Raw genomic sequence first — 20,901 nt, 5'->3', positions numbered from 1 at the left:
AACGTGACAGGGACGAATTGGACGCACGAAGGCGCGAGACTTCTGGGCGCATGCTTGGCAATGGTCGCTATACTTGCGAGCCCCGCGGCGCGCGCCGAATGGTGGGAAGCCAAGACGGCGCACTTCGTCGTCTATTCCGAAAGCGATCGCGACGACGCGGAAAAATTCGCGACATTGCTCGAGCGCTTCGACAACGCGCTACGCACTCTCCAGAATATGCCGGTACCCGGTCCCGACGTGGGCGGCGCCAACAAAGTCAAGGTCTATCGCAGCGGCGATACCGACAATATCGCGGTGTTCGCCCATGCCTCGGGCTCGGGCGTTGCGGGATTCTATATCGGACGCGCAGGCAATCCCGTGTCCTTCGTTCCCGCTCACGAGCGGATCGAAACGAGCAAGGGTATCCGCACCGGGCCCCGGCTCGACATCAAGTCGGTGCTGCTCCACGAATATACCCACCATTTCATGCTGTCGAATTTCAGCACCGCTTATCCGAGCTGGTATACTGAGGGATTCGCCGAGCTCTACAGCACTATCCGTTTCATGGACGACGGCAGCTTCCACGTCGGCGACGTCCCGCAGTCGCGTGGAGCGGCGCTCGATTTTCTGCCAGATATCCCACTGAATCGCCTGTTCGATACAAAGGCGTCGCTGAACGATATCCAGCGTTATCAAGTCTATACGTTCGGCTGGCTGCTCTCGCACTATCTGAACTTCGCCCCCGACCGGCAGGGACAGCTCATCGAATATCTCAAGGCGCTCAACAGCGGCGAGGATAGCTTGACCGCGGCACGGCGTATCTTCGGCGATCTCGACCAGCTGCAAGAGGAAGTGCGCCGCTACAAGCGCGGCCCTTTCCTCGGCTATGATGTCAAACCCGGCAACTACGCCGAGCCCAAGGTAGCGATACGCGAACTGACAGACGCCGAGCAGGCGCTGATCCGCGACCATATGCGCTCGCAGCGCGGAGTCGACGCCAAAGAAGCGCGCGACGTCGCAAGCGACATGGCCGGCAAGGACGCCGCTTATCCCAAGAGCCTGCCTGCACAGCTCTGGGTAGGCGAGGCTCAAATCGACGCAAAGCATTGGGACGCCGCCGAGGTCGCCGCCGATCGCGCACTGGCGATTGCCCCCGATTCCGCGCCCGCGCATCTGTTAAAGGCCAATGTCTTCATGGGGCGCGGCAAAACGGACGCGTCGGCCTATGCCAAGGCACGTCCGCATTTCGTGCGTGCTCGCAATCTCGACCCGCTCGATCCCCGCCCGGCGATCGGATATTATCTGTCTTTCCGGGAGGCGGGCGACGCGATTCCAGAAGCTGCGCTTATAGCTCTCGAACAAGTCTATCCGAATGCCTCCTACGACCCGCAATATCGTCTGATCCTGACGCGCCAGTTACTTGACGAAGGCAAGGGCGACATCGCTCGCTCCGTAATCGCGCCGATCGCCTTTCAGGCGCACGCGGGCAAGGAGGAGAACTTGCTTCTCGCAGTCGTCAAGGCCATTGACGAGGACAGGCTCGATGAAGCGCGCGCCAAAATGGCTGAAATATTCCAGAAGGCCGAAAAGGAAGGGGCAGACTGACCATCGCCGTCCAATCGACCCACCTTTACAGCGCGTGGATAGCGGCTAGACCATAACCATGATCGACCACTCCGCACGCCGCGCGCTTTCGCTCTTCCTTCCCATGGCACTGGCCTTGTCGGCCCCGGCGGCCGTCGGTGCCGACCCCGCGTCGATGGCGGCGCCGGTCGCGACCGCGAGGGACCTCGGCGACGACGCGAGCGGGCGGCTGCTCGTTTTCGCGCAAAGGGTCGAACCGGGCGCCAAGCCCCAGGAAGAGGTCGACACCTCGGCCTTCGATCCCACGGGGACCGCGATCGCGGCGCGCGAGGTCGCGCATCTTGCGCCGGGCGCGCCCGCGCTCGTCGGCACCGACACCGACGCCTTTCCGACCCCCTGGTCGGACCTTCCTCCCGGCACCTATCGCCTGCAAGCGGTGTTCGATCGCAACCACGATTATAATTATGGCGGGCGCGGCCCCGGCGATCTCGTCTCCCCCGTGGTCGAGGCGACCTTGCCGGGGCCGATCCCGACGCTGACCCTCGACGACGAAATTCCCGCGCGCGATTTCGCGGCACGGCTCGCCGCGATGCCCGCACCGCGCCGCGCCGAGATCGAAGCCGGGCTCAAGAATGTCGAAGCCGTCGACGTCCCGTCGCAGCTGATGACCCGATTCTCCGGCCGCGCCACCTCGATCAAGGGGTGGGTCGCGCTGCCGCCCGGCTATGCGGACGGTACGCAAACCTATCCCACCGCCTACTCCGATGGCGGCTTCGGCAGCACGCTCGACAGCGCGCGGATGAGCGCCGCCGGCGCCGCGACGCTGATGGCCAAGGGCGAGATGCCGCCGATGATCTGGGTTTTCCTCGATCACCATATCGCGACCGGAACCCACGAATTCGCCGACTCGGCGAACAACGGCCCGTGGGGTGCGGCACTGACGACCGAAGCGATTCCAGCGCTCGAAGCCAAATATCGGATGGACGCGCGCGCATCGGGGCGTTTCCTCAACGGGCACAGCTCAGGCGGCTGGTCGACGCTGTGGCTCCAGGTCGCCTATCCAAAGATTTTCGGCGGCACCTGGCCGACATCGCCCGACCCGAGCGATTTCCACGATTTCACCAATATCGACATCTACGCGCCGAACGCCAACGCCTATGTCGGCGCCGACGGCGAGCCGCTGCCGCTGATCCGCGACAAGGGCAAGGTGATCGCGACGCTGAAGGAATTTGCACAGCTCGAGGCGGCGCTCGGTGCCTATGGCGGCCAGTTCGCGAGCTTCGACTGGGTGTTCTCGCCGCGCTGCCCCGACGGACGCCCCTGCCCGCTGTTCGACCGCGCGACCGGTCGGGTCGACCCCGCCGTCGCCGCCTATTGGCGCGAGCATTACGACGTCGCGCATATCGTTGCGCGCGACTGGGCGACGCTGAAGCCCGACCTCGACGGCAAGATTCACCTGATCGTCGGCACCGCCGACACCTTCTATCTCGACGGCCCGGCGCATCGGCTGAAGGCAGTGCTCGACGGGCTGGGTGCCAAATCCTCGTTCCGCTTCGTCCCCGGCCGCACCCATTTCGACCTTTATGCCGAGGGCGAGGACCGCATGGCGCTGATGAAGACGATCGCGAAGGAAATGTATGCGGTGGCGCGGCCCGGGGCGAAACCCGGAAACGGGTCACAAGGGGGTCTTGCTCAATAATCGGGCTCGTCCCCGCCCAGTACCTTTTCTGCCTGCGCGGTGAGCCACGCCATCGCCCCGGCCCACGACTGGTGGCCGTGACTGATCCGCGCAACGCCCAGCGCCGCGAGCTCGCGATGCGTCGGGCCGCCCTTGCCGCGCAATATGTTCACCGGCAGCGGCGAGGCGTCGCAGATCGCGCCGATATATCTGGGGTCGAGCAGGAAGGGCACGAACAGCGATCCCGCCCCGGCATCGGCATAGGCTCGGGCGCGTTCGAGCGTCGCGGCGACCAGCGCCTCGCCCTCCTCCGCCGCTTCGCCCCCGCGAAAGACATCGCAACGCGCGTTGACGAAAATCCCGGTATCGGCTGCCGCACGATAGCGCGCCTGCGCCTCGGCGATCGGCAACAGGTCGTTCCGGCCGGGCAGCCGATCCTCCATATTGATCCCCGCCGCGCCCGCCGCACGCGCCCGTCCGACCGACACCCCCACCGCCGCGGCGTCGGTGCCATAGCCCGATTCCATGTCGATGGTGACCGGCAGGTCGGTGACCGACAGGATGCGCGCCAGATTCTCGAAGACATCCTCGAGCGGAAAATCCTCGCCGTCGGCGCGCCCCTGCGCCCCCGCGACGCCATAGCTGCCGGTCGCGATCGCCTTCGCGCAAGCGGCGGCGACCGCCTTCGCGCTCCCCGCATCCCAGATGTTGACGAGGATCAGCGGGTCGCCCGGAACATGGAGCGCGCGGAACCGGGCAATCTTGTCGGTCACTTTCGAATCTCCCTCTTCAGCAATTCTTCCTTGATCGGCAGGCCATAGGCATAGCCGCCCAGCGATCCGTCGCTGCGCACGACGCGGTGGCACGGGATCAGGACCGCGACATTGTTCGCGCCGTTCGCGCTGCCCGCCGCGCGCACCGCCTTCGGCTTGCCGACCGCGGCGGCAATCTCGGCATAGCTGCGCGTTTCGCCCGCGGGGATTTTCCTCAGTTCGCGCCACACCGCTTCCTGAAAGGCGGTGCCTTTGACGTCGATCGGGATATGATCGAAACCCAGCGCGGGGGTTTCGACCGCATCGACGACCTGTTTGAGCAGGCGGGCAAACTCGGCGCCACCCTCGACCAGCTCCGCCGCCGGAAAGCGATCCTCCAGCGCCTCGCGCCCTTCGGCGAAGGAAAGGCGGCACACGCCCTTCTCGGTGGCCGCAACCAGCATGTCGCCCAGACTCGTCGGCACGACCGCCCAGTGGATCGTCGCGCCCCTGCCACCATTGGCCCACGCCGAAGCCGTCATGCCCATCCGTCCCTCCATCGTTTCGTAAAAGCGCGACGGCCCCGAAAAGCCCGCGTCATAGATCGCATCGGTCACCCGCCCGCTCTCGCTCAACGCCTCGCGCGCGCGCTCCTCGCGCAGCGCGCGGGCATAGGCGGCCGGCGACAGGCCGGTGTGGCGGGTAAAGACGCGCTGGAAATGCGTCGCCGAATAGCCGGTGCGCGCCGCAAGGTCGGCGAGGGCGAGCGGCTCCTCACTCGTCTGGATCGCCCGGATCGCCGCAAGCACCGCCGCCTCGTCGCGGCCGACATCGTCGGGAAGGCAGCGTTTGCACGGCCGGAGGCTCGCGGCGCGCGCGGCGTCGCCGTCGCGAAAGAAGCGGACGTTCGCGCGCAGCGGCTGGCGCGCCGCACAGCTCGGGCGGCAATAGATGCCGGTGGTCAGCACCCCGACGATGAAACGCCCGTCATACGCCTTGTCGCGCCGTCGCATCACCGCCCAGCGATCGTCGTCGGTCATCGTCTCGAAGCTCATGCCGCGTCCCTTTCGACCCGCGCCGCAAAGCAGCCATAGGCCGCATTATGCGCGTCGATATAGGCAATCTCCGTGTCGGCGAACAGGTCGCGGATCGCACCGTCGGCCTCGCCCGGCGCAGCGAGCTTCGCGGTGCGCAACATGCCGTCGGCGCCAAAGGCGCGCAGCGCAAGCGGGCGCCCTTCGAATACCGGCGGCACCGCGTCGCGCCAAGTCCCCGCCGCCACGCCCTGCCGCACATAGATGGCATAGGCGCTGCGATACGGCGTGGCGACGTCGTGGCTGACGTGGTGGAGCAGGATCAGTTCCTCGCCGGCGCGCGCATCGTCCAGGCTGATACGGCACGGAAAGCCGCGGTCGGCATCGGCGACGACGCGCCGCGCCCCCCGCGCCGCCAGTTCGGCGTCGCTCAACGCAAACAGCGGCGCAAAGGGTTCGGGGTCGAGCCCGGTGATCGCGTAAGTCATCAAACCATCCTTTCGGTCGTTCGTCTGCGCCCCCTCTGTCACGCCGCACCGTCACGCGCGTCCCGATGCTTGCGTTCAAAGCGCGTGCCTCTAAGTTGCGTGCCCATGACCCGCCTGTTCGCGCTGCTCGCCCTTGTCCTCGCCAGCCTTTCCGTCGCCGCGCCGGCCCACGCCGCCGACGACATCAGCGCGGTGTCGCGCAGCGTCGTTCGCGTCGTCACCGTCGCGATGGTCGATGGCGAGGTCGTCGGTTTCGGGCACGGCAGCGGCATCGCGATCACCCCGACGCGCATCCTGACCAATGCCCATGTCGTCGAATCGGCGGCAAAATATCCCCAGAATGTCGCGCTCGGCATCGTCCCGTCGGAGGGGCAGAAGAGCTATGCCGGCAAGCTGATCGCGATCGACACCAACCGCGACCTCGCGCTGGTCGAGATGACGGAGGGCCGGGTGCCCGCCGCCGCCGTCTATACCGGTCCGCTCGAATCGGGCGCGGACGTCACCGCGCTGGGGTATCCGGGCAATGTCGATCTCGCGACGGCGCGCAGCGCCGCCGATTACATCACCCCGCGCACGCCCGTACGCAGCGAGGGCAATATGTCGAACCGCCAGTCGGTCGACGGCGTCGCGATGCTCGTCCACACCGCCAAGATTTCGCGCGGCAATTCGGGCGGCCCGCTCGTCGATCAGTGCGGCCGCGTGGTGGGGATCAACACTGCGATCACCCGCGCCGACGACGGCGATTCGCCTTTCGCCTTCGCGATTTCGGTTCCCGAGGTCGGCCGCTTTCTGGGCGACGCGCGGCAGGAGTATCGCAGCGTCGGCACCCCCTGCCTGACGATGGCCGAGGCCGCCGCGCGTGATCGCGCCGCGACCGATGCCGAAGCGCGCGCAGAGGCGCAGGCGGCGGCGGAAAAGGAAGCAAAGGCCGCCCTCGAACGCGAGAGGAAACTTCAGCAGGCGAACGATGCCGCGCTGTCGGCGCGCGAAAATCGCATCGCGATCGCCGGAATATTGCTGGTGCTCGGCGCGCTCGGGGCCGGAGCGGGACTGATGTTCTACAATCAGCAAAAGCTGCGCAATGCGAAGATCGCGGGCGGCGGCGGCGCGGCGCTGGTCCTGGTCGCCGCGATCCTGTTCCTGACCCGTCCCGACGCGCACGCCGACCTGTCCGACCTCGCGGACGCCGCCGCGCCGTCCCCCGATGCGGGACCGCCCGCGCCGGTCGCCGCCGCGGGCGATTTCCTGTGCACCATCGATCCCGACCGCAGCCGCATCACCGTTTCGTCGGCCGACGACGTGCCGGTCGATTTCGCCAAGGGTGGCTGTGTCAACGACCGGACCCAATATACGCAGGGCGCCGACGGCCGCTGGCAGCGGGTGCTCGTCCCGAACGAGGAAGCCACGGTGACGATCGCCTCGATCGATCCCGAAACGCGCGACTATCGCGTCGAACGCTATCTGCTCGATGCGGAGACGATGGCGACCGCGCGCAAGATCCGCTCCGCGTCGGACATCAAGGGCTGCACCGCCGACGCCGATGCGCTCGCGACCTTCACCGCGCAGCAGGACGCGGTCAAGGCGGTACTGCCGCCAAGCCCCAACGAACGGCTCGTCTATCATTGCCAGCGAGTCGCGGGCGCGGCGGCCAGGAAAGCCGAAGCCGCGACCGACTAGGGGGGCCTTGGGCGGCGGCCTATCCCCCGCACGCCTCGAACAGCATCAGCGTCCGCTCTTTGGCAAGCTCGGCGCTCGCTTCGTGATAATCCTTGCGGCGGTCGCTGTTGAAGCCGTGCCCCGCCTCATAGACGAAAATCTGCGCGGTCGGGTGCGCCTTCGCGATCAGCGCCTCGACGCCGTCCATCGGGATACCCGCGTCGAAGCGGCCGAAATGGGCGATCGCCGCGCATTGCGGCGCCTCGTCCCTGAATGTCGTCGGGACGAGACTGCCGTAATAGGCGGACGCCGCGGCGAGATCGGGGCTGATCTGCGCCATCCGCCACGCGACCGACCCGCCGTAGCAATAGCCGGTGATGAAGACCGGTCCCTTTCCTTTGAGCGCGTCGATGCACGTCTGCGCATCCTTCAGGCTCTGCTCGAACGGATGAAGCGCGCGCGCCAGCTCGACCGCGCGCTCGAACTGCGGCCCCGAATAGTCGCTCTCGAACCCCGGATGCTCGCGATCGAACAGCGCGGGGGACAGCACGTCATAGCCGTCGGCGGCGTACTCGTCGCACAGCTCGCGGATATGGTCGGTGACCCCGAAAATCTCCTGCACCAGCACCAGCCCGCCGCGCCGCTCGCCCTCCGGCATCGCATGATAGACCGCGATTTCGGCGCCATCGTCCATCGTCATCCGGATCATCTCGCCCATGCCCGATTCCTCTTTACCCTTTGGACCGAGCTTGTCGAAGTCCCGTCCTGTCTCGCCGTGGTTTTGAAGAAAGAACGGCGCTTCGACAACCCCGGGTCGGGCCTTGGGGCGAACGGGTTGAGGAAAGGCGTGCCGCGAGTCCCTTCCCCCGCCTTGCATTGCTGCAAAATCGTTGCTACGCGCGCCCCGACTTTGCAGCGGGGGTGTCTTCGGAGACCGGAAAAATCCGCGCAGCCATCCCCCCCAGGGATCGAAGAGAAGGACTTTCGCGCGTGGAGAATTCCGGCGGCATTCAGGGCAACATCACGGCGGGCCTCGCGGGCCGCTATGCGGTCGCGCTGTTCGACCTCGCCCGCGAATCGAATCAGATCGACGCGGTCGCGAAGAGCCTGTCGGCGCTGCGCGCGGGGCTGGCCGAATCGGCCGATCTCAAGACGCTGACTCAAAGCCCGGTCATCAGCCGCACCGACGCCGAAAAGGCGATCGAGGCGGTGGCGAAGGCGATGAAGCTCGATACGCTGACCGCGAAGTTCCTCGGCGTCCTTGCGGAAAACCGCCGCCTCGCCGACCTGCCCGCGATGATCGATGCCTATGACGCGATCGTCGCGGCGCATCGCGGCGAAGTGACCGCGAAGGTGACGAGCGCGCACCCGCTGAGCGCCGCGCAGCTCAAGGAGCTTGCCGCCAATCTGAAGACGCGCTTCGGCCGCGACGTCCAGATTCAGGCGCATCTCGATCCCGCCATCCTCGGCGGCCTCGTCGTCCAGCTGGGCAGCCAGCTGATCGACGGCAGCATCCGTACCCGTCTCAACAGTTTCGCCCAGGCGATGAAGGGCTGAAAGCCCGCACGCCAAATGCCCCGATGAAAGGCTGAATAATGGAAATCCGCGCCGCTGAAATCAGCAAGGTCATCAAGGACCAGATCGCCAATTTCGGGACCGACGCCACGGTCAGCGAAATCGGCACCGTCCTCTCGGTCGGTGACGGCATCGCCCGCGTCCACGGCCTCGACAATGTCCAGGCCGGTGAAATGGTCGAATTCGCCAATGGCGTGAAGGGCATGGCGCTCAACCTAGAGGCCGACAATGTCGGCATCGTGATCTTCGGCTCCGACGCCGAGATCAAGGAAGGCGACACCGTCAAGCGCACCGGCACGATCGTCGACGTCCCCGTCGGCAAGGGCCTGCTCGGCCGCGTCGTCGACGGCCTCGGCAATCCGATCGACGGCAAGGGACCGATCAAGGCCGACAAGCGCATGCGCGTCGAGGTGAAGGCGCCGGGCATCATCCCGCGCACCTCGGTCCACGAACCCGTCCAGACCGGCCTCAAGGCGCTCGACGCCCTCGTCCCGGTCGGCCGCGGCCAGCGCGAGCTGATCATCGGCGACCGCCAGACCGGCAAGACCGCCGTCGCGATCGACACCTTCATCAACCAGAAGACCGTCAACGCGGGCGACGACGAATCGAAGAAGCTCTATTGCATCTATGTCGCCGTCGGCCAGAAGCGCTCGACCGTCGCGCAGATCGTCCGCCAGCTCGAAGAAAATGGCGCGATGGAATATTCGATCGTCGTCGCCGCGACCGCGTCGGAGCCCGCGCCGCTTCAGTATCTCGCGCCCTACGCCGGCGTGACGATGGGCGAATTTTTCCGCGACAACGGCATGCACGCGGTCATCGTTTACGACGATCTGTCGAAGCAGGCGGTCGCCTATCGCCAGATGTCGCTGCTGCTCCGCCGCCCGCCGGGCCGCGAAGCCTATCCCGGCGACGTCTTCTACCTGCACAGCCGCCTGCTTGAGCGCGCGGCGAAGATGAACGCCGACAACGGCTCGGGCTCGCTCACCGCGCTGCCGATCATCGAAACGCAGGCGGGCGACGTGTCGGCCTATATTCCGACCAACGTGATTTCGATCACCGACGGCCAGATCTTCCTCGAAACCAACCTCTTCTACCAGGGCATCCGCCCCGCGATCAACGTCGGCCTCTCGGTCAGCCGCGTCGGCTCGGCCGCGCAGACCAAGGCGATGAAGAAGGTGTCGGGTTCGATCAAGCTCGAACTCGCGCAGTATCGCGAGATGGAGGCCTTTGCGCAGTTCGGCTCGGACCTCGACGCCGCGACGCAAAAGCTCTTGAACCGCGGCGCGCGCCTGACGCAGCTCCTGAAGCAGGCGCAGTTCCAGCCGATGCCGTTCGAAGAACAGACCGCGTCGATCTTTGCCGGCACCAACGGCTATCTCGACAGCGTCGCGGTCGGCGACGTCACGCGCTACGAACAGGCGATGCTCGCCTATCTGCGCAGCGACCACGCCGACGTGCTGAAGACGATCCGCGAGACCAAGGATCTTGGCGACGACGCCAAGAAGGGCCTGGTCGCCGCGCTCGACGCTTTCGCCAAGATTTTCGCGTAATCCATAGCCGTGTACCCCCGCGGAGGCGGGGGTCCATGGGTCCCCGCCTTCGCGGGGACACACAGAGAGAGGCTTGATGGCCAGTCTGAAGGAACTCAAAGGGCGGATCAACTCGGTCAAATCGACCCAGAAGATCACCAAGGCCAAGAAGATGGTCGCCGCCGCGAAGCTGCGTAAAGCACAAGCGGCCGCCGAAGCCGCGCGTCCTTATGCCGAGCGGCTCGAACGCGTCGTCGCGAGCCTTGCCTCGAAGGTCGGCGCCGCCGACAGCGCGCCCGCGCTGCTTTCGGGCACCGGCAAGAGCGACACGCACCTGCTGCTCGTTCTCAACAGCGACCGCGGCCTCGCCGGCGCGTTCAACTCGAACATCGTCAAGGCGGCGCGCGACAAGGCGGTCGAACTCGAACGCCAGGGCAAGAAGGTCATTTTCTTCCTCGTCGGCCGCAAGGGGCGCCCGGTGATCAACCGGCTGTTCCCCGGCCAGACGAACGAGAATTACGACACCACCGGCATCCGCGATATCGGCTTCGACCAGGCGCACGAAATCGCGGCGAAGGTGATGGAGCTTTACGAGGCCGGCGCGTTCGACGTCGCGCATCTCTTCTATTCGAAGTTCCGCTCGGCGCTCGTCCAGGAAGCGACCGGGCAGCAGCTGATCCCCGTCCCCGCGCCCGAAGAGGCCCCGGCTTCGAGCGGCGCGGCGGTCGAATATGAACCCGACGAGGAAGCGATCCTTGCCGACCTCTTGCCGCGCAACGTCGCGATCCAGGTGTTCAAGGGCCTGCTCGAAAACGCCGCGTCGGAACAGGGCGCATCGATGACCGCAATGGACAATGCGACGCGCAACGCGGGCGAGCTGATCAACAAGCTGACGATCGTCTACAACCGCACGCGTCAGGCCGCGATCACGACCGAACTCATCGAAATTATCGCTGGCGCGGAAGCGCTGTAGCACCACGAAGAAGCTGGCGCCGAAGCGCTCTAACCGATTCAACCCGAGGAAGAAGATCATGGCAACCGCACCTGCCCCTGAAAAGAAGGCTCCCGCCAAGAAGGCCGCTCCGAAGAAGCCGGCGGCCCCCAAGAAGGCCACCGCGACCAAGGCGGCGACGACCACCGTCTCCGGTGCCGGCCGCATCGCACAGGTCATCGGCGCGGTCGTCGACGTCCAGTTCGACGGCGAGCTTCCCGCGATCCTCAACGCGCTCGAGACCGACAATGGCGGCAATCGCCTCGTCCTCGAGGTCGCCCAGCATCTCGGCGAGAACACGGTTCGCACCATCGCGATGGACGCGACCGACGGCCTGACCCGCGGCCAGCCGGTCGTCGACACCGGTGCGCAGATCTCGGTCCCCGTCGGTCCGAAGACGCTCGGCCGCATCATGAACGTCGTCGGCGACCCGATCGACGAGCGCGGCAGCATCGGCAGCGACATGACCGCGCCGATCCATGCCGAGGCCCCCGAATTCATCGACCAGTCGACCGAGGCCGCGATCCTCGTCACCGGCATCAAGGTCATCGACCTGCTCGCACCCTATGCGAAGGGCGGCAAGATCGGCCTGTTCGGCGGCGCCGGCGTCGGCAAGACCGTGCTGATCCAAGAACTGATCAACAACATCGCGAAGGGCCACGGCGGCGTCAGCGTGTTCGCCGGCGTCGGCGAACGCACCCGCGAAGGCAACGACCTCTACCACGAATTCCTCGACGCCGGCGTCATCGCCAAGGACGCCGACGGCAACCCGACCCCCGACGGGTCGAAGGTGGCGCTGGTGTTCGGCCAGATGAACGAGCCCCCGGGCGCGCGTGCCCGCGTCGCGCTGTCGGGCCTGACGATGGCCGAATATTTCCGCGACCAGGAGGGGCAGGACGTGCTCTTCTTCGTCGACAACATCTTCCGCTTCACCCAGGCGGGCTCGGAAGTGTCGGCGCTGCTCGGCCGCATCCCGTCGGCGGTGGGCTATCAGCCGACGCTGTCGACCGACATGGGCGCGCTTCAGGAGCGTATCACCTCGACCACCAAGGGCTCGATCACCTCGGTGCAGGCGATCTACGTCCCCGCGGACGACCTGACCGACCCGGCCCCGGCGACCTCTTTCGCCCACCTGGACGCGACGACCAACCTCAACCGCGCGATTTCGGAGCTCGGCATCTATCCGGCGGTCGACCCGCTCGATTCGACCAGCCGCATGCTCGAACCGCGCATCGTGGGCCAGGAACATTACGACACCGCGCGCCGCGTCCAGGAAACGCTTCAGAAGTACAAGTCGCTTCAGGACATCATCGCGATCCTGGGCATGGACGAGCTGTCGGAAGAGGACAAGCTGACCGTCGCCCGCGCCCGCAAGATCCAGCGCTTCCTGTCGCAGCCGTTCCACGTCGCGGAGGTGTTCACCAACATCCCCGGCAAGTTCGTGCAGATCGAAGACACGATCAAATCGTTCAAGGCGGTGGTCGACGGCGAATATGACCATCTTCCCGAAGCGGCCTTCTACATGGTCGGCGGCATCGACGAAGCCGTCGCCAAGGCGGCAAAGCTGGCCGAAGACGCGTAAGTTTGCCTAAGCCCCTCCCCTGAAGGGGAGGGGCGTTAAGGATTGAATCAATGGCTCTGAAGTTCGAACTCGTAACCCCCGCCCGCCTCGAGCGGTCGAGCGACGTCTATATGGTCACCGTGCCGGGCAGCGAAGGCGACTTCTCGGTGCTCGAGGGACACGCGCCCTTCATGGCGACGTTGCGCAACGGCCCACTGACGATCTACGACCGTCAGGGCGGCGAGCCCGAGACGATCGAGCTCGAAGGCGGCTTCGCCGAAGTGAACGAGGCGGGCCTGACCGTGCTCGCCGAACATATCGCCGGCTGACCGCGCGCAAGCGCCATGCGGGCAGGAGGGGGCTTCGGCCCCCTTTTTCGTGCCCGCCCCCCGGGCCGCTCGCCGCTCCCCGATCGCGGCATTAGGAGATTATCAAAGTTTCCCTTTTATTCACCCTGCTTGATGGGGGTTTGCCGGTGAAAGCCGCGATAGCCCCTGCGACAGACCGATTCGAAGCAGGATGAAGCGATGAGTGCATTCGGACGCCGTCCCGGAACCGCAGGCCGCCCCGCCTTTGGCGTGGCGAAGCCGATGCAGGGTGGCGCCGGCAGCGCCGGCGGAAGCCAGTTCCCCGCGATCGATACCGCGCCGCCGCCCAGCGAGGCGCCGCCGTCGGCCGATGCCCCCGAAATGGAGGCGATGGACCGGCTCAACGCGCGCTCGTCGGCCGAGGCGATGGAGCCCGAAAAGGCGCAGGGATTCGAAGCGAGCGTTCACAAGATCAAGGAACAGGTGCTCCCGCGCCTGCTCGAACGCGTCGATCCCGAAGCCGCGGCGACGCTGTCGAAGGACGAGCTGACCGAGGAATTCCGCCCGATCATCCTCGAGGTGCTCGCCGAGCTGCGCATCACGCTCAACCGCCGCGAGCAATTCGCGCTCGAAAAAGTGCTCGTCGACGAACTGCTCGGCTTCGGCCCGCTCGAGGAGTTGCTCGCCGATCCCGACATCTCCGACATCATGGTCAACGGCCCCTACCAGACCTATGTCGAACGCAAGGGCCAGCTCGTCGTCGCGCCGATCCAGTTTCGCGACGAACAGCATCTGTTCCAGATCGCCCAGCGCATCTGCAACCAGGTCGGCCGCCGCGTCGACCAGACCACCCCGCTCGCCGACGCCCGCCTGAAGGACGGCAGCCGCGTCAACGTGATCGTCCCGCCGCTCAGCTTGCGCGGCACCGCGATCTCGATTCGTAAATTCTCGGCCAAGCCGATCACGCTCGATATGCTCTGCCAATGGGGCGCGATGAGCCAGAAGATGTGTACCGCGCTGAAGATCGCGGGCGCGAGCCGCTTCAACATCGTCATCTCGGGCGGTACGGGCTCGGGCAAGACGACGATGCTCAACGCCTTGTCGAAGATGATCGACCCCGGCGAACGCGTGCTGACGATCGAGGATGCCGCCGAGCTTCGTCTGCAACAGCCGCACTGGCTGCCCCTCGAAACGCGCCCCGCCAACCTCGAAGGCAATGGCGCGATCCACATGGGCGACCTCGTCAAGAACGCGCTGCGTATGCGCCCCGACCGCATCATCATGGGCGAGGTTCGCGGCAGCGAATGTTTCGACCTGCTCGCGGCGATGAACACCGGCCACGACGGATCGATGTGTACGCTTCACTCGAACAGCCCGCGCGAATGCCTCGGCCGTATGGAAAACATGGTGCTGATGGGCGACATCAAGATCCCGAAGGAAGCGATCTCGAAACAGATCGCCGATTCGGTCGATCTGATCGTCCAGATCAAGCGCCTGCGCGACGGCTCACGCCGCGTCACCAACGTCACCGAGGTGATCGGGATGGAGGGCGACGTGATCGTCACCCAGGAACTGTTCAAGTTCGAATATCTCGACGAGGACAAGGACGGCAAGATCGTCGGCGAATATCGCGCGATGGGCCTGCGTCCCTACACGCTGGAAAAGGCGCGCCAGTTCGGCTTCGACCAACCCTTCCTCGAGGCGTGCCTCTAAGACAAGCCGTCGCCTATCGCTGATGCAGCCACACCGCCGCGCTGAGCAGCGCGACCGCGACCGAGAGCATCGCGATCGCACGCCACGGCATGAAGCCGACATCGTCGACGTCGCGGCGGTTGCGGCGGCGCCAGTCGGCAATCTCGGCTAGGCCGAACAGCGCGGCCGCGGCGATGCTCACCGACAGCATGGACACTTGCATCGCGACCTTTCCCTTCGCACTATGGCGGACCATCCCCCCAGCCCGCGAGGTGCCCCGATATGCGTCCTTTCCTTCCCGTTGCAAGTGCCGCGCTGATCGCGCTCGCCGCGTGCAGCGCTTCGTCCGAGCGCGCCACCGCCAGTGAATCCGCCGCCACCGCCGGCGATGCGATCGCCGCCGCGGTCGCCGCGCCGAGCCGCACGCCGGCGAACCGGGCGCGCGACCCGTATCGCCACCCCGCCGAAACGCTCGCCTTCTTCGGGGTGGAGCCCGGCGATACGGTGGTCGAACTATGGCCCGGCGGCGGCTGGTATACAGAAATCCTCGCTCCGCTCGTGCAACAGGGCGGCGGCACGCTCTATGCCGCAGCGCCGTGGGAGCGCGGACTGAACACGATCCGCAAGTGGCAGGGGGCCGAAACGACGGGCAATCATCCGGTCTACAAGGACATCGGGCTCGCCGAATTTCCCCACACGGGCGCCGGACCGAAAGTCCCCGACGGCAGCGCCGATGTCGTCCTGACCTTTCGCAACGTCCACAACTGGCGCTTCGGCGGCACCGACAAGACCGCCGACGCGTTCCGGCAGATCTATGCGATGCTGAAGCCCGGCGGCGTGCTGGGCGTGGTCGACCACCGCCTGCCCGAGGATATGGATTCGGCGCTCGAGGAAAAGAGCGGCTACATGAAGCGCTCGTCGATCGTCGGCTTCGCCGAGGCCGCGGGCTTCAAGCTCGCTGGCGAGAGCGACGTCAACGCGAACCCAAAGGATACGCACGATTATGAAAAGGGCGTGTGGACCTTGCCGCCGACGCTAACGAACAAGGACGTCGACAAGGACACATATCAGGCGATCGGCGAATCGGACCGCATGACGCTGAAATTCGTGAAGCCGGCGTCCTGAAACATATAGAGCCCATCGATCCCGCGCTGCTGCTCAGCGCCTATGCGCAGGGTCTTTTTCCGATGGCCGACGGGGCAGACGACCCGTCGGTGCATTGGGTCGAGCCGCGGCTGCGCGCGATCCTGCCCCTGGACGGATTCCACCTGTCGCGCAGCCTGAAAAAGGCGATCGTCTCGGACCGGTTCCGCGTCACCACCGATGCCGCCTTTCGCGCGATGATGGCGCTGTGCGCCGAGCCGGCCGACGACCGGCCGACGACGTGGATCAACCCGGTGATCAAGACCAGCTATGAACGCCTGTTTCAGCTCGGTCACGCCCACAGCGTCGAAGTCTGGCAGGGCGACGAGCTCGTGGGCGGGCTCTATGGCGTTTCGCTCGGCCGCGCCTTCTTCGGCGAATCGATGGTCAGCCGCGTGCGCGACGCCTCGAAGGTCGCGCTCGCCCATCTCGTCGCGCGCCTGATCGCCGGCGGATGGCGATTGCTCGACTGCCAGTTCCTCACGCCGCACCTCGCCAGCCTCGGCGCCATCGAAATCCCGCAGGGCGACTATCTCGCGCGGCTCTATTCGGTGCTGTCGTCCGCCGACGGCGGCGCCTTGGGCGCCACCGAAGGCGCGGGCGCCGGGGTCGCGGCTTCCGAACTCCCCTCGCCGCCGTTCGTCGCCGGCGATTGGGGCGCGCTCGACGCCTTGGGCGCCGCAGGCCTCGACGGCGCAACCGGCTCGCCGCCCGGATATGTCATCGCACAGCTTTTGACGAACACGTCGTAGATCGGATGCTCGATCACATTGCGGTCGGGACGTTCCTTGAACACCCAGCCCGAAAAGACGCGATACCATTTGTCGTCGCGCTGATCCTGCACGCTCAGCTGGACGAACGCACCGGTCTCGGGCGGGTCCTCCCACGGCGCGGTCTGTTCGCACGCGCGCAGGCGAACGATGGCGCGGCCGACCCGCGCGACTTCGCCCGGCTTCATTTCAAGCTCGCGAACGATCCCGTTGCGTTTGTTCAGCAGGCCCAGCACCGCGACGCGCTCGGCCATCGGGGTCGCCCCTTCGACGCCGCCGACTTCCTTGGGAACATCGTCGGTTCGCTCGATCGCGACCGATTTCGACCCATTGCCCTTGGTCGGGATCGCCCGGTCGCAGCCGCCGAGCAATGTCGCGACCAACAGCGCGGCAAGCATCGGAGCCGGCGAGCGCGGCATGACGCCGCTCACTCGGCGCCGGGCCGCCAGGCCTCGTAATCGCCGGTTGCCGCCGCGCGGTGGCCGCCGCGCTCGAGCGCACCCGCCGGGCGATAGGCGCCCAGGCTGCCGGTCAGGTTCGGCGTCGGCTCGGCCAGCCAGGGGCGCGGTGCGGGCAGCACATCAGACGGCAGTTCGTCGAAGGTGCCGTGCAGCCAGCCGTGCCATTCGGGCGGGACGCGGCTCGCATCGTTCGACCCCTTGTACAGCACCCAGCGGCGCTTGCCGTCGCGCGAACGGAAATAGCGATTGCCCAGACCGTCTTCGCCGACCTGTTCGCCATTCTTCCAGCTGCTGAGCAGCGTTCCGACGGTCGCGCCGTCCCACCAGGTGAAAATCTTGCCGAGGATGCTCATGGCCGCCGCGTTTACCCGCAAGGCGCCGCGCTTCGCAAGCGGGAAACGGCGACAGGGTCTTCGAATGAAGCGCCCGTGAGGGCTCGCGTGTCCCCGTGAAAGCATATTCGGTTAAAGAGGCGTGCCTCAACGCTCCCCGTTCGTCCACGTCACCTTCGCATCTTCGTCGAGACCCATATCCGCCGCCGTCCCCCCGGCAACCTCGAGCACCGCCGCGACCTCGCCCCCGCTCACCACGGGTTCGAGCGTTTCGGGAAGCATGTTTTCGGCGATGCGGTCGATGCTGCCGTCGCTGCGAATGAAGATCATGTCGAGCGGGATCAGCGTGTCCTTCATCCAGAAACTCGCGATTCTCGGTTTGGGAAAGGGAAAGAGCATCCCCGTTCCCGCAGGCAGCTCGGTCCGGAACATCAGGCCCTTGCGCTGTTCTTCCTCGCTGCGCGCGACCTCGACGGCAAAACGATGCACCGTCCCGTCGGCGGCGGCGATGGTCAGCGGGATGGTCGGCGCGCTGTCGGCGGCGGCATCCGCGCCGCCCGAACAGGCGGCAAGCGGCATCGCCAGCGACAGGGCCAAAGCGGTGAACAGGGCGCGCATGATCGATCCCTCGAATAAAAGCCTGGGCGTGCTCCCGCAAAAGCCGGGACACATGCTGCCCGAGGTCCTAATCGCCCCCCATCTCGGCGTCCAGCGCCGCGAGCGCATCCTCGTCGCCCGGCGCGATGGCCAGAATCCGCCGCGCGAGCCTCGGCGCGTGTCCCGCGCGCACGAAGGCCGCGACCTGCTTTTCGCGCGTCGCGGGGTCGGCGACCACCGCAGCGGCGTAGGGTCCCAGCCGCCGGCGCCGCGCAAAACCGAGCGCCGAATGCGCTGCCGCCAGGGCGGCGTTGTCCATCGCGTCGCCCGCATCGTCCTCGGCGATCCCGTCCACCCGCAATTGCGCCCGGACCCGCCGGGCGCCGAGCCCCCGCCGCGTCATCGCGGCCCCGCGCATCGCCGCATATTGGCGGTCGTCGACGAAACCCAGCCGCTCCATCCTGGCGGCCGCCGCCTCGCACGACGTCATGGGGTCGTCATCGCCAACCCATTCGGATTCGCGGATTTTCCGCGTCAGATACCGCATCAGCTTGGCCCGGCTCGTCGCGAATCGCGCGACGTAGGCCAGCGCGAGATCGCCAAGCCGCACCGCGTCGAGCGGCTTCGGGGACCGGATGGATCGAGGGCGACGATTGGACATGTGCCATGTTTGTGCCACAGTCGGGCCCGATTGAGAACGACCAGCGCCGCCATATCGGGCAGAAGAGCCCGAAAAAGGGCGATTTGTTCCAACTGGCAAGGGATCGCGCAGCGCCATCATGACCCGTAAAGATGACATGCTTGTTGCCGCGCGGCCTGTTTCACGGGACCAAGCACCCCTTATGACCGAAAAAAACAACGTCGCACCGGACGAACTCGTCCCCACGCCCACCGAATGCGCGCAGCCGCGCCGCTTTTCGGATTTCGCCACCGTCGGCGAAGCCCTCGAATATGCCGCACAGGGCAGTCGCGGGCTCAATTTCCATGATCCGCGCGGACGTCTGGTGCGCGCCTACAGCTATGCGGAGCTCCAGGCCGACGCGCTCGTCGCCGCCTACCGGCTGATCGCCGCGGGCGTGGCGCCGGGCGAACGCATCGCGCTGGTGGCCGAAACCGGGCCCGAATTCGCCGCATTGTTCTTCGGAACGATCTACGCCGGCGCCTGGCCGGTGCCGTTGCCGCTGCCGACCAGCTTCGGCGGGCGCGAATCCTATGTCGGCCAGCTCAGCGTCCAGCTTGAAAGCTGCGACCCGGTCATGCTCTTCTTCCCGCCCGAAATCGTTGCGATGGCCAGCGAGGCGGCCGAAGCGAAGGGCGTGACGCCCGTCGACTGGAGCGCGTTCGCGAACCGCGCGGCCCCGGTCGCCGAGTTGCCGGTCCAGCAATCGGACGAAACCTGCTATCTGCAATACAGCAGCGGCTCGACGCGCTTCCCGCACGGGGTCGCCGTCACCCATGCCGCTCTGCTCAACAATCTCTCGGCGCATGCGCACGGCATGGAACTGCGCGACAGCGACCGCTGCGTGTCGTGGCTGCCCTGGTACCATGACATGGGGCTCGTCGGCTGCCTGCTCTCGCCGGTCGCGAACCAGGTGTCGGTCGATTACCTCAAGACAGAGGATTTCGCGCGGCGTCCGCTCGCGTGGCTCGACCTGATCAGCCGCAACCAGGGCACCACGCTCAGCTATTCGCCGACCTTCGGCTACGACATCTGCGCCCGCCGCATCTCGAGCCAGACCGCGGTCGCCGAGCGGTTCGACCTGTCGCGCTGGCGCGTCGCGGGCAATGGCGCCGACATGATCCGCCCCGACGTGATGCAGAGCTTCGTCGACGCCTTTGCCGATGCCGGGTTCCAGGCCAGCGCTTTCCTGCCGAGCTACGGCCTCGCCGAAGCGACGCTTGCGGTCAGCATCATGCCGCCGGGCGAAGGCATCGTGGTCGAACTGGTCGAGGAAACCGAGCTGTCGGGGGCCGCGGGCGATGCCGACCGCCCGACCCGCTATCGCGCGATCGTCAACTGCGGCCGTCCGGTCAAGGACATGACCGTCGAGATCCGCGACGAAAACGGCGACGTCCTGCCCGACCAGACCGTCGGCAAGGTCTGGTGCACCGGCCCGTCGCTGATGACCGGATACTACCGCGACCCCGAAGCGACCGCGGCGTGCATGGCGGGCGGCTGGCTCGACACCGGCGACATGGGCTATATGTCGGGCGGCTATGTCTATATCGTCGGCCGCGCCAAGGACATGATCATCATCAACGGCAAGAACCACTGGCCGCAGGATATCGAATGGGCGGTCGAGCAGCTCCCCGGCTTCAAGTCGGGCGACATCGCCGCCTTCGCGATCACCGCGCCGGGCGGAGAGGAAACGCCGGCGGTGCTCGTCCAGTGCCGCACCAGCGACGATAGCGAGCGCGCCGCGCTGCGCGAGGCGATCCGCGACCGGGTGCGCGCGATCACCGGCATGAACTGCCTCGTCGAGCTGATCCCGCCGCGCACCCTGCCGCGCACCAGCTCGGGCAAGCTCAGCCGGTCGAAGGCCCGCGCGCAATATCTGGCGGGCGAGATCCAGCCCTTCGCAATCGCGGCTTAGGGACGGCGGGCGGGCAACCTCCGTCGCCGATAGGTCCGCCCCCCTCCTTCCGCCCGTCCCGCGGCGGGCCAGAATTTCGTCGCGGACGAAGGGGCATGGTTACCTTCGGGTAACCCCGACGCGCTAGACGGGCAGGCGTGACAAGCCTGCTGACCGACCACCGACCGGCCGATGACA

General features: G+C 66.6%; 20 protein-coding genes and 1 pseudogene. 12 read left to right on the top strand and 9 right to left on the bottom strand.

Translation table 11 applies throughout. The features are described 5' to 3' along the window. The first annotated feature begins 60 nt into the window (after positions 1-60). The gene (locus tag AC58D2_RS00155) at positions 61-1,584 is read left to right on the top strand and encodes a hypothetical protein (protein WP_497386140.1); all 1,524 of its coding nucleotides are present in this window, start codon (positions 61-63) and stop codon (positions 1,582-1,584) included. Between the two features lie 58 nt (positions 1,585-1,642). Further along, the gene (locus AC58D2_RS00150; protein ID WP_497386138.1) at positions 1,643-3,262 is read left to right on the top strand and encodes an alpha/beta hydrolase; all 1,620 of its coding nucleotides are present in this window, start codon (positions 1,643-1,645) and stop codon (positions 3,260-3,262) included. On the opposite strand, the gene AC58D2_RS00145 is transcribed toward AC58D2_RS00150, so the two are convergent. The 3 genes from AC58D2_RS00145 to AC58D2_RS00135 are packed head-to-tail and all read right to left on the bottom strand — an operon-like array spanning position 3,256 to position 5,515. Further along, complete coding sequence (locus AC58D2_RS00145) at positions 3,256-4,014, bottom strand: isocitrate lyase/PEP mutase family protein (RefSeq protein WP_497386136.1); 759 nt, start codon at positions 4,012-4,014, stop codon at positions 3,256-3,258. The two genes, AC58D2_RS00150 and AC58D2_RS00145, sit on opposite strands and share 7 nt — an antisense overlap. Next, positions 4,011-5,048, bottom strand: a complete 1,038-nt coding sequence (locus tag AC58D2_RS00140) for a bifunctional transcriptional activator/DNA repair enzyme AdaA (protein WP_497386134.1) — start codon at positions 5,046-5,048, stop codon at positions 4,011-4,013. Before AC58D2_RS00140 ends, AC58D2_RS00145 begins: the two co-directional genes overlap by 4 nt. Further along, the gene (locus tag AC58D2_RS00135; RefSeq protein ID WP_497386132.1) at positions 5,045-5,515 is read right to left on the bottom strand and encodes a DUF1203 domain-containing protein; all 471 of its coding nucleotides are present in this window, start codon (positions 5,513-5,515) and stop codon (positions 5,045-5,047) included. The genes AC58D2_RS00140 and AC58D2_RS00135 overlap by 4 nt, the downstream gene beginning before the upstream one ends. 105 nt (positions 5,516-5,620) lie before the next feature. On the opposite strand from AC58D2_RS00135, the gene AC58D2_RS00130 reads away from it, so the two are divergent. Continuing rightward, entirely contained in the window at positions 5,621-7,192 is a 1,572-nt protein-coding gene (locus AC58D2_RS00130; protein ID WP_497386130.1) for a S1C family serine protease, read from the top strand. Between the two features lie 19 nt (positions 7,193-7,211). Here AC58D2_RS00130 and AC58D2_RS00125 read toward each other — a convergent pair whose 3' ends face one another. Next, on the bottom strand, positions 7,212-7,889 hold the full coding sequence (locus AC58D2_RS00125) for a dienelactone hydrolase family protein (RefSeq protein WP_497386128.1): 678 nt from the start codon (positions 7,887-7,889) through the stop codon (positions 7,212-7,214). A gap of 272 nt (positions 7,890-8,161) precedes the next feature. On the opposite strand from AC58D2_RS00125, the gene AC58D2_RS00120 reads away from it, so the two are divergent. From AC58D2_RS00120 to AC58D2_RS00095, 6 genes are all read left to right on the top strand, one after another. Further along, complete coding sequence (locus AC58D2_RS00120) at positions 8,162-8,728, top strand: F0F1 ATP synthase subunit delta (protein WP_497386126.1); 567 nt, start codon at positions 8,162-8,164, stop codon at positions 8,726-8,728. A gap of 38 nt (positions 8,729-8,766) precedes the next feature. After that, positions 8,767-10,296: a F0F1 ATP synthase subunit alpha gene (gene atpA, locus AC58D2_RS00115; RefSeq protein WP_497386124.1), complete on the top strand. Its 1,530-nt coding sequence runs from the start codon at positions 8,767-8,769 to the stop codon at positions 10,294-10,296. A 76-nt stretch (positions 10,297-10,372) separates the two neighbouring features. Beyond that, positions 10,373-11,248: a F0F1 ATP synthase subunit gamma gene (locus AC58D2_RS00110; RefSeq protein WP_497386122.1), complete on the top strand. Its 876-nt coding sequence runs from the start codon at positions 10,373-10,375 to the stop codon at positions 11,246-11,248. A 58-nt stretch (positions 11,249-11,306) separates the two neighbouring features. After that, positions 11,307-12,848, top strand: coding sequence for a F0F1 ATP synthase subunit beta (gene atpD, locus AC58D2_RS00105; protein WP_497386120.1), 1,542 nt, complete (start codon positions 11,307-11,309; stop codon positions 12,846-12,848). A 50-nt stretch (positions 12,849-12,898) separates the two neighbouring features. After that, a complete protein-coding gene (locus AC58D2_RS00100; RefSeq protein ID WP_497386118.1) occupies positions 12,899-13,156 on the top strand; it encodes an ATP synthase F1 subunit epsilon in 258 nt (85 codons plus the stop codon). A 198-nt stretch (positions 13,157-13,354) separates the two neighbouring features. Beyond that, complete coding sequence (locus AC58D2_RS00095; protein ID WP_497386116.1) at positions 13,355-14,848, top strand: TadA family conjugal transfer-associated ATPase; 1,494 nt, start codon at positions 13,355-13,357, stop codon at positions 14,846-14,848. 13 nt (positions 14,849-14,861) lie between these two features. Here AC58D2_RS00095 and AC58D2_RS00090 read toward each other — a convergent pair whose 3' ends face one another. Beyond that, positions 14,862-15,050, bottom strand: a complete 189-nt coding sequence (locus tag AC58D2_RS00090) for a hypothetical protein (RefSeq protein ID WP_497386114.1) — start codon at positions 15,048-15,050, stop codon at positions 14,862-14,864. Positions 15,051-15,109: 59 nt separating this feature from the next. Between AC58D2_RS00090 and AC58D2_RS00085 the strand changes: the two genes are divergently transcribed. Together AC58D2_RS00085 and aat are read left to right on the top strand one after the other, a co-directional pair. After that, the gene (locus tag AC58D2_RS00085; RefSeq protein ID WP_497386112.1) at positions 15,110-15,952 is read left to right on the top strand and encodes a class I SAM-dependent methyltransferase; all 843 of its coding nucleotides are present in this window, start codon (positions 15,110-15,112) and stop codon (positions 15,950-15,952) included. 5 nt (positions 15,953-15,957) lie between these two features. Next, on the top strand, positions 15,958-16,722 hold the full coding sequence (gene aat / locus AC58D2_RS00080; protein ID WP_497387139.1) for a leucyl/phenylalanyl-tRNA--protein transferase: 765 nt from the start codon (positions 15,958-15,960) through the stop codon (positions 16,720-16,722). Between the two features lie 35 nt (positions 16,723-16,757). On the opposite strand, the pseudogene AC58D2_RS00075 reads toward aat, so the two are convergent. From AC58D2_RS00075 to AC58D2_RS00060, 4 genes and pseudogenes are all read right to left on the bottom strand, one after another. Continuing rightward, positions 16,758-16,928, bottom strand: a pseudogene (locus tag AC58D2_RS00075) (DUF2155 domain-containing protein); the annotation flags it as partial. A gap of 239 nt (positions 16,929-17,167) precedes the next feature. After that, positions 17,168-17,554, bottom strand: coding sequence for an NADH:ubiquinone oxidoreductase subunit NDUFA12 (locus AC58D2_RS00070; protein WP_497386110.1), 387 nt, complete (start codon positions 17,552-17,554; stop codon positions 17,168-17,170). Between the two features lie 126 nt (positions 17,555-17,680). Next, positions 17,681-18,151 carry a DUF192 domain-containing protein gene (locus tag AC58D2_RS00065; protein ID WP_497386108.1) on the bottom strand — a complete coding sequence of 157 codons (471 nt, stop codon included), beginning with the start codon at positions 18,149-18,151 and terminating at the stop codon, positions 17,681-17,683. A 67-nt stretch (positions 18,152-18,218) separates the two neighbouring features. After that, on the bottom strand, positions 18,219-18,911 hold the full coding sequence (locus AC58D2_RS00060) for a regulatory protein RecX (RefSeq protein WP_497386106.1): 693 nt from the start codon (positions 18,909-18,911) through the stop codon (positions 18,219-18,221). A gap of 61 nt (positions 18,912-18,972) precedes the next feature. Between AC58D2_RS00060 and AC58D2_RS00055 the strand changes: the two genes are divergently transcribed. Next, positions 18,973-20,724 (top strand): fatty acyl-AMP ligase, encoded by a 1,752-nt coding sequence (locus AC58D2_RS00055; protein ID WP_497386104.1) that lies wholly within the window; start codon positions 18,973-18,975, stop codon positions 20,722-20,724. The last annotated feature ends 177 nt before the right edge of the window (positions 20,725-20,901 follow it).

This window comes from Sphingopyxis sp. CR5 (genome assembly GCF_059693785.1).
This window is presented reverse-complemented; position numbering and strand designations above follow the sequence as displayed.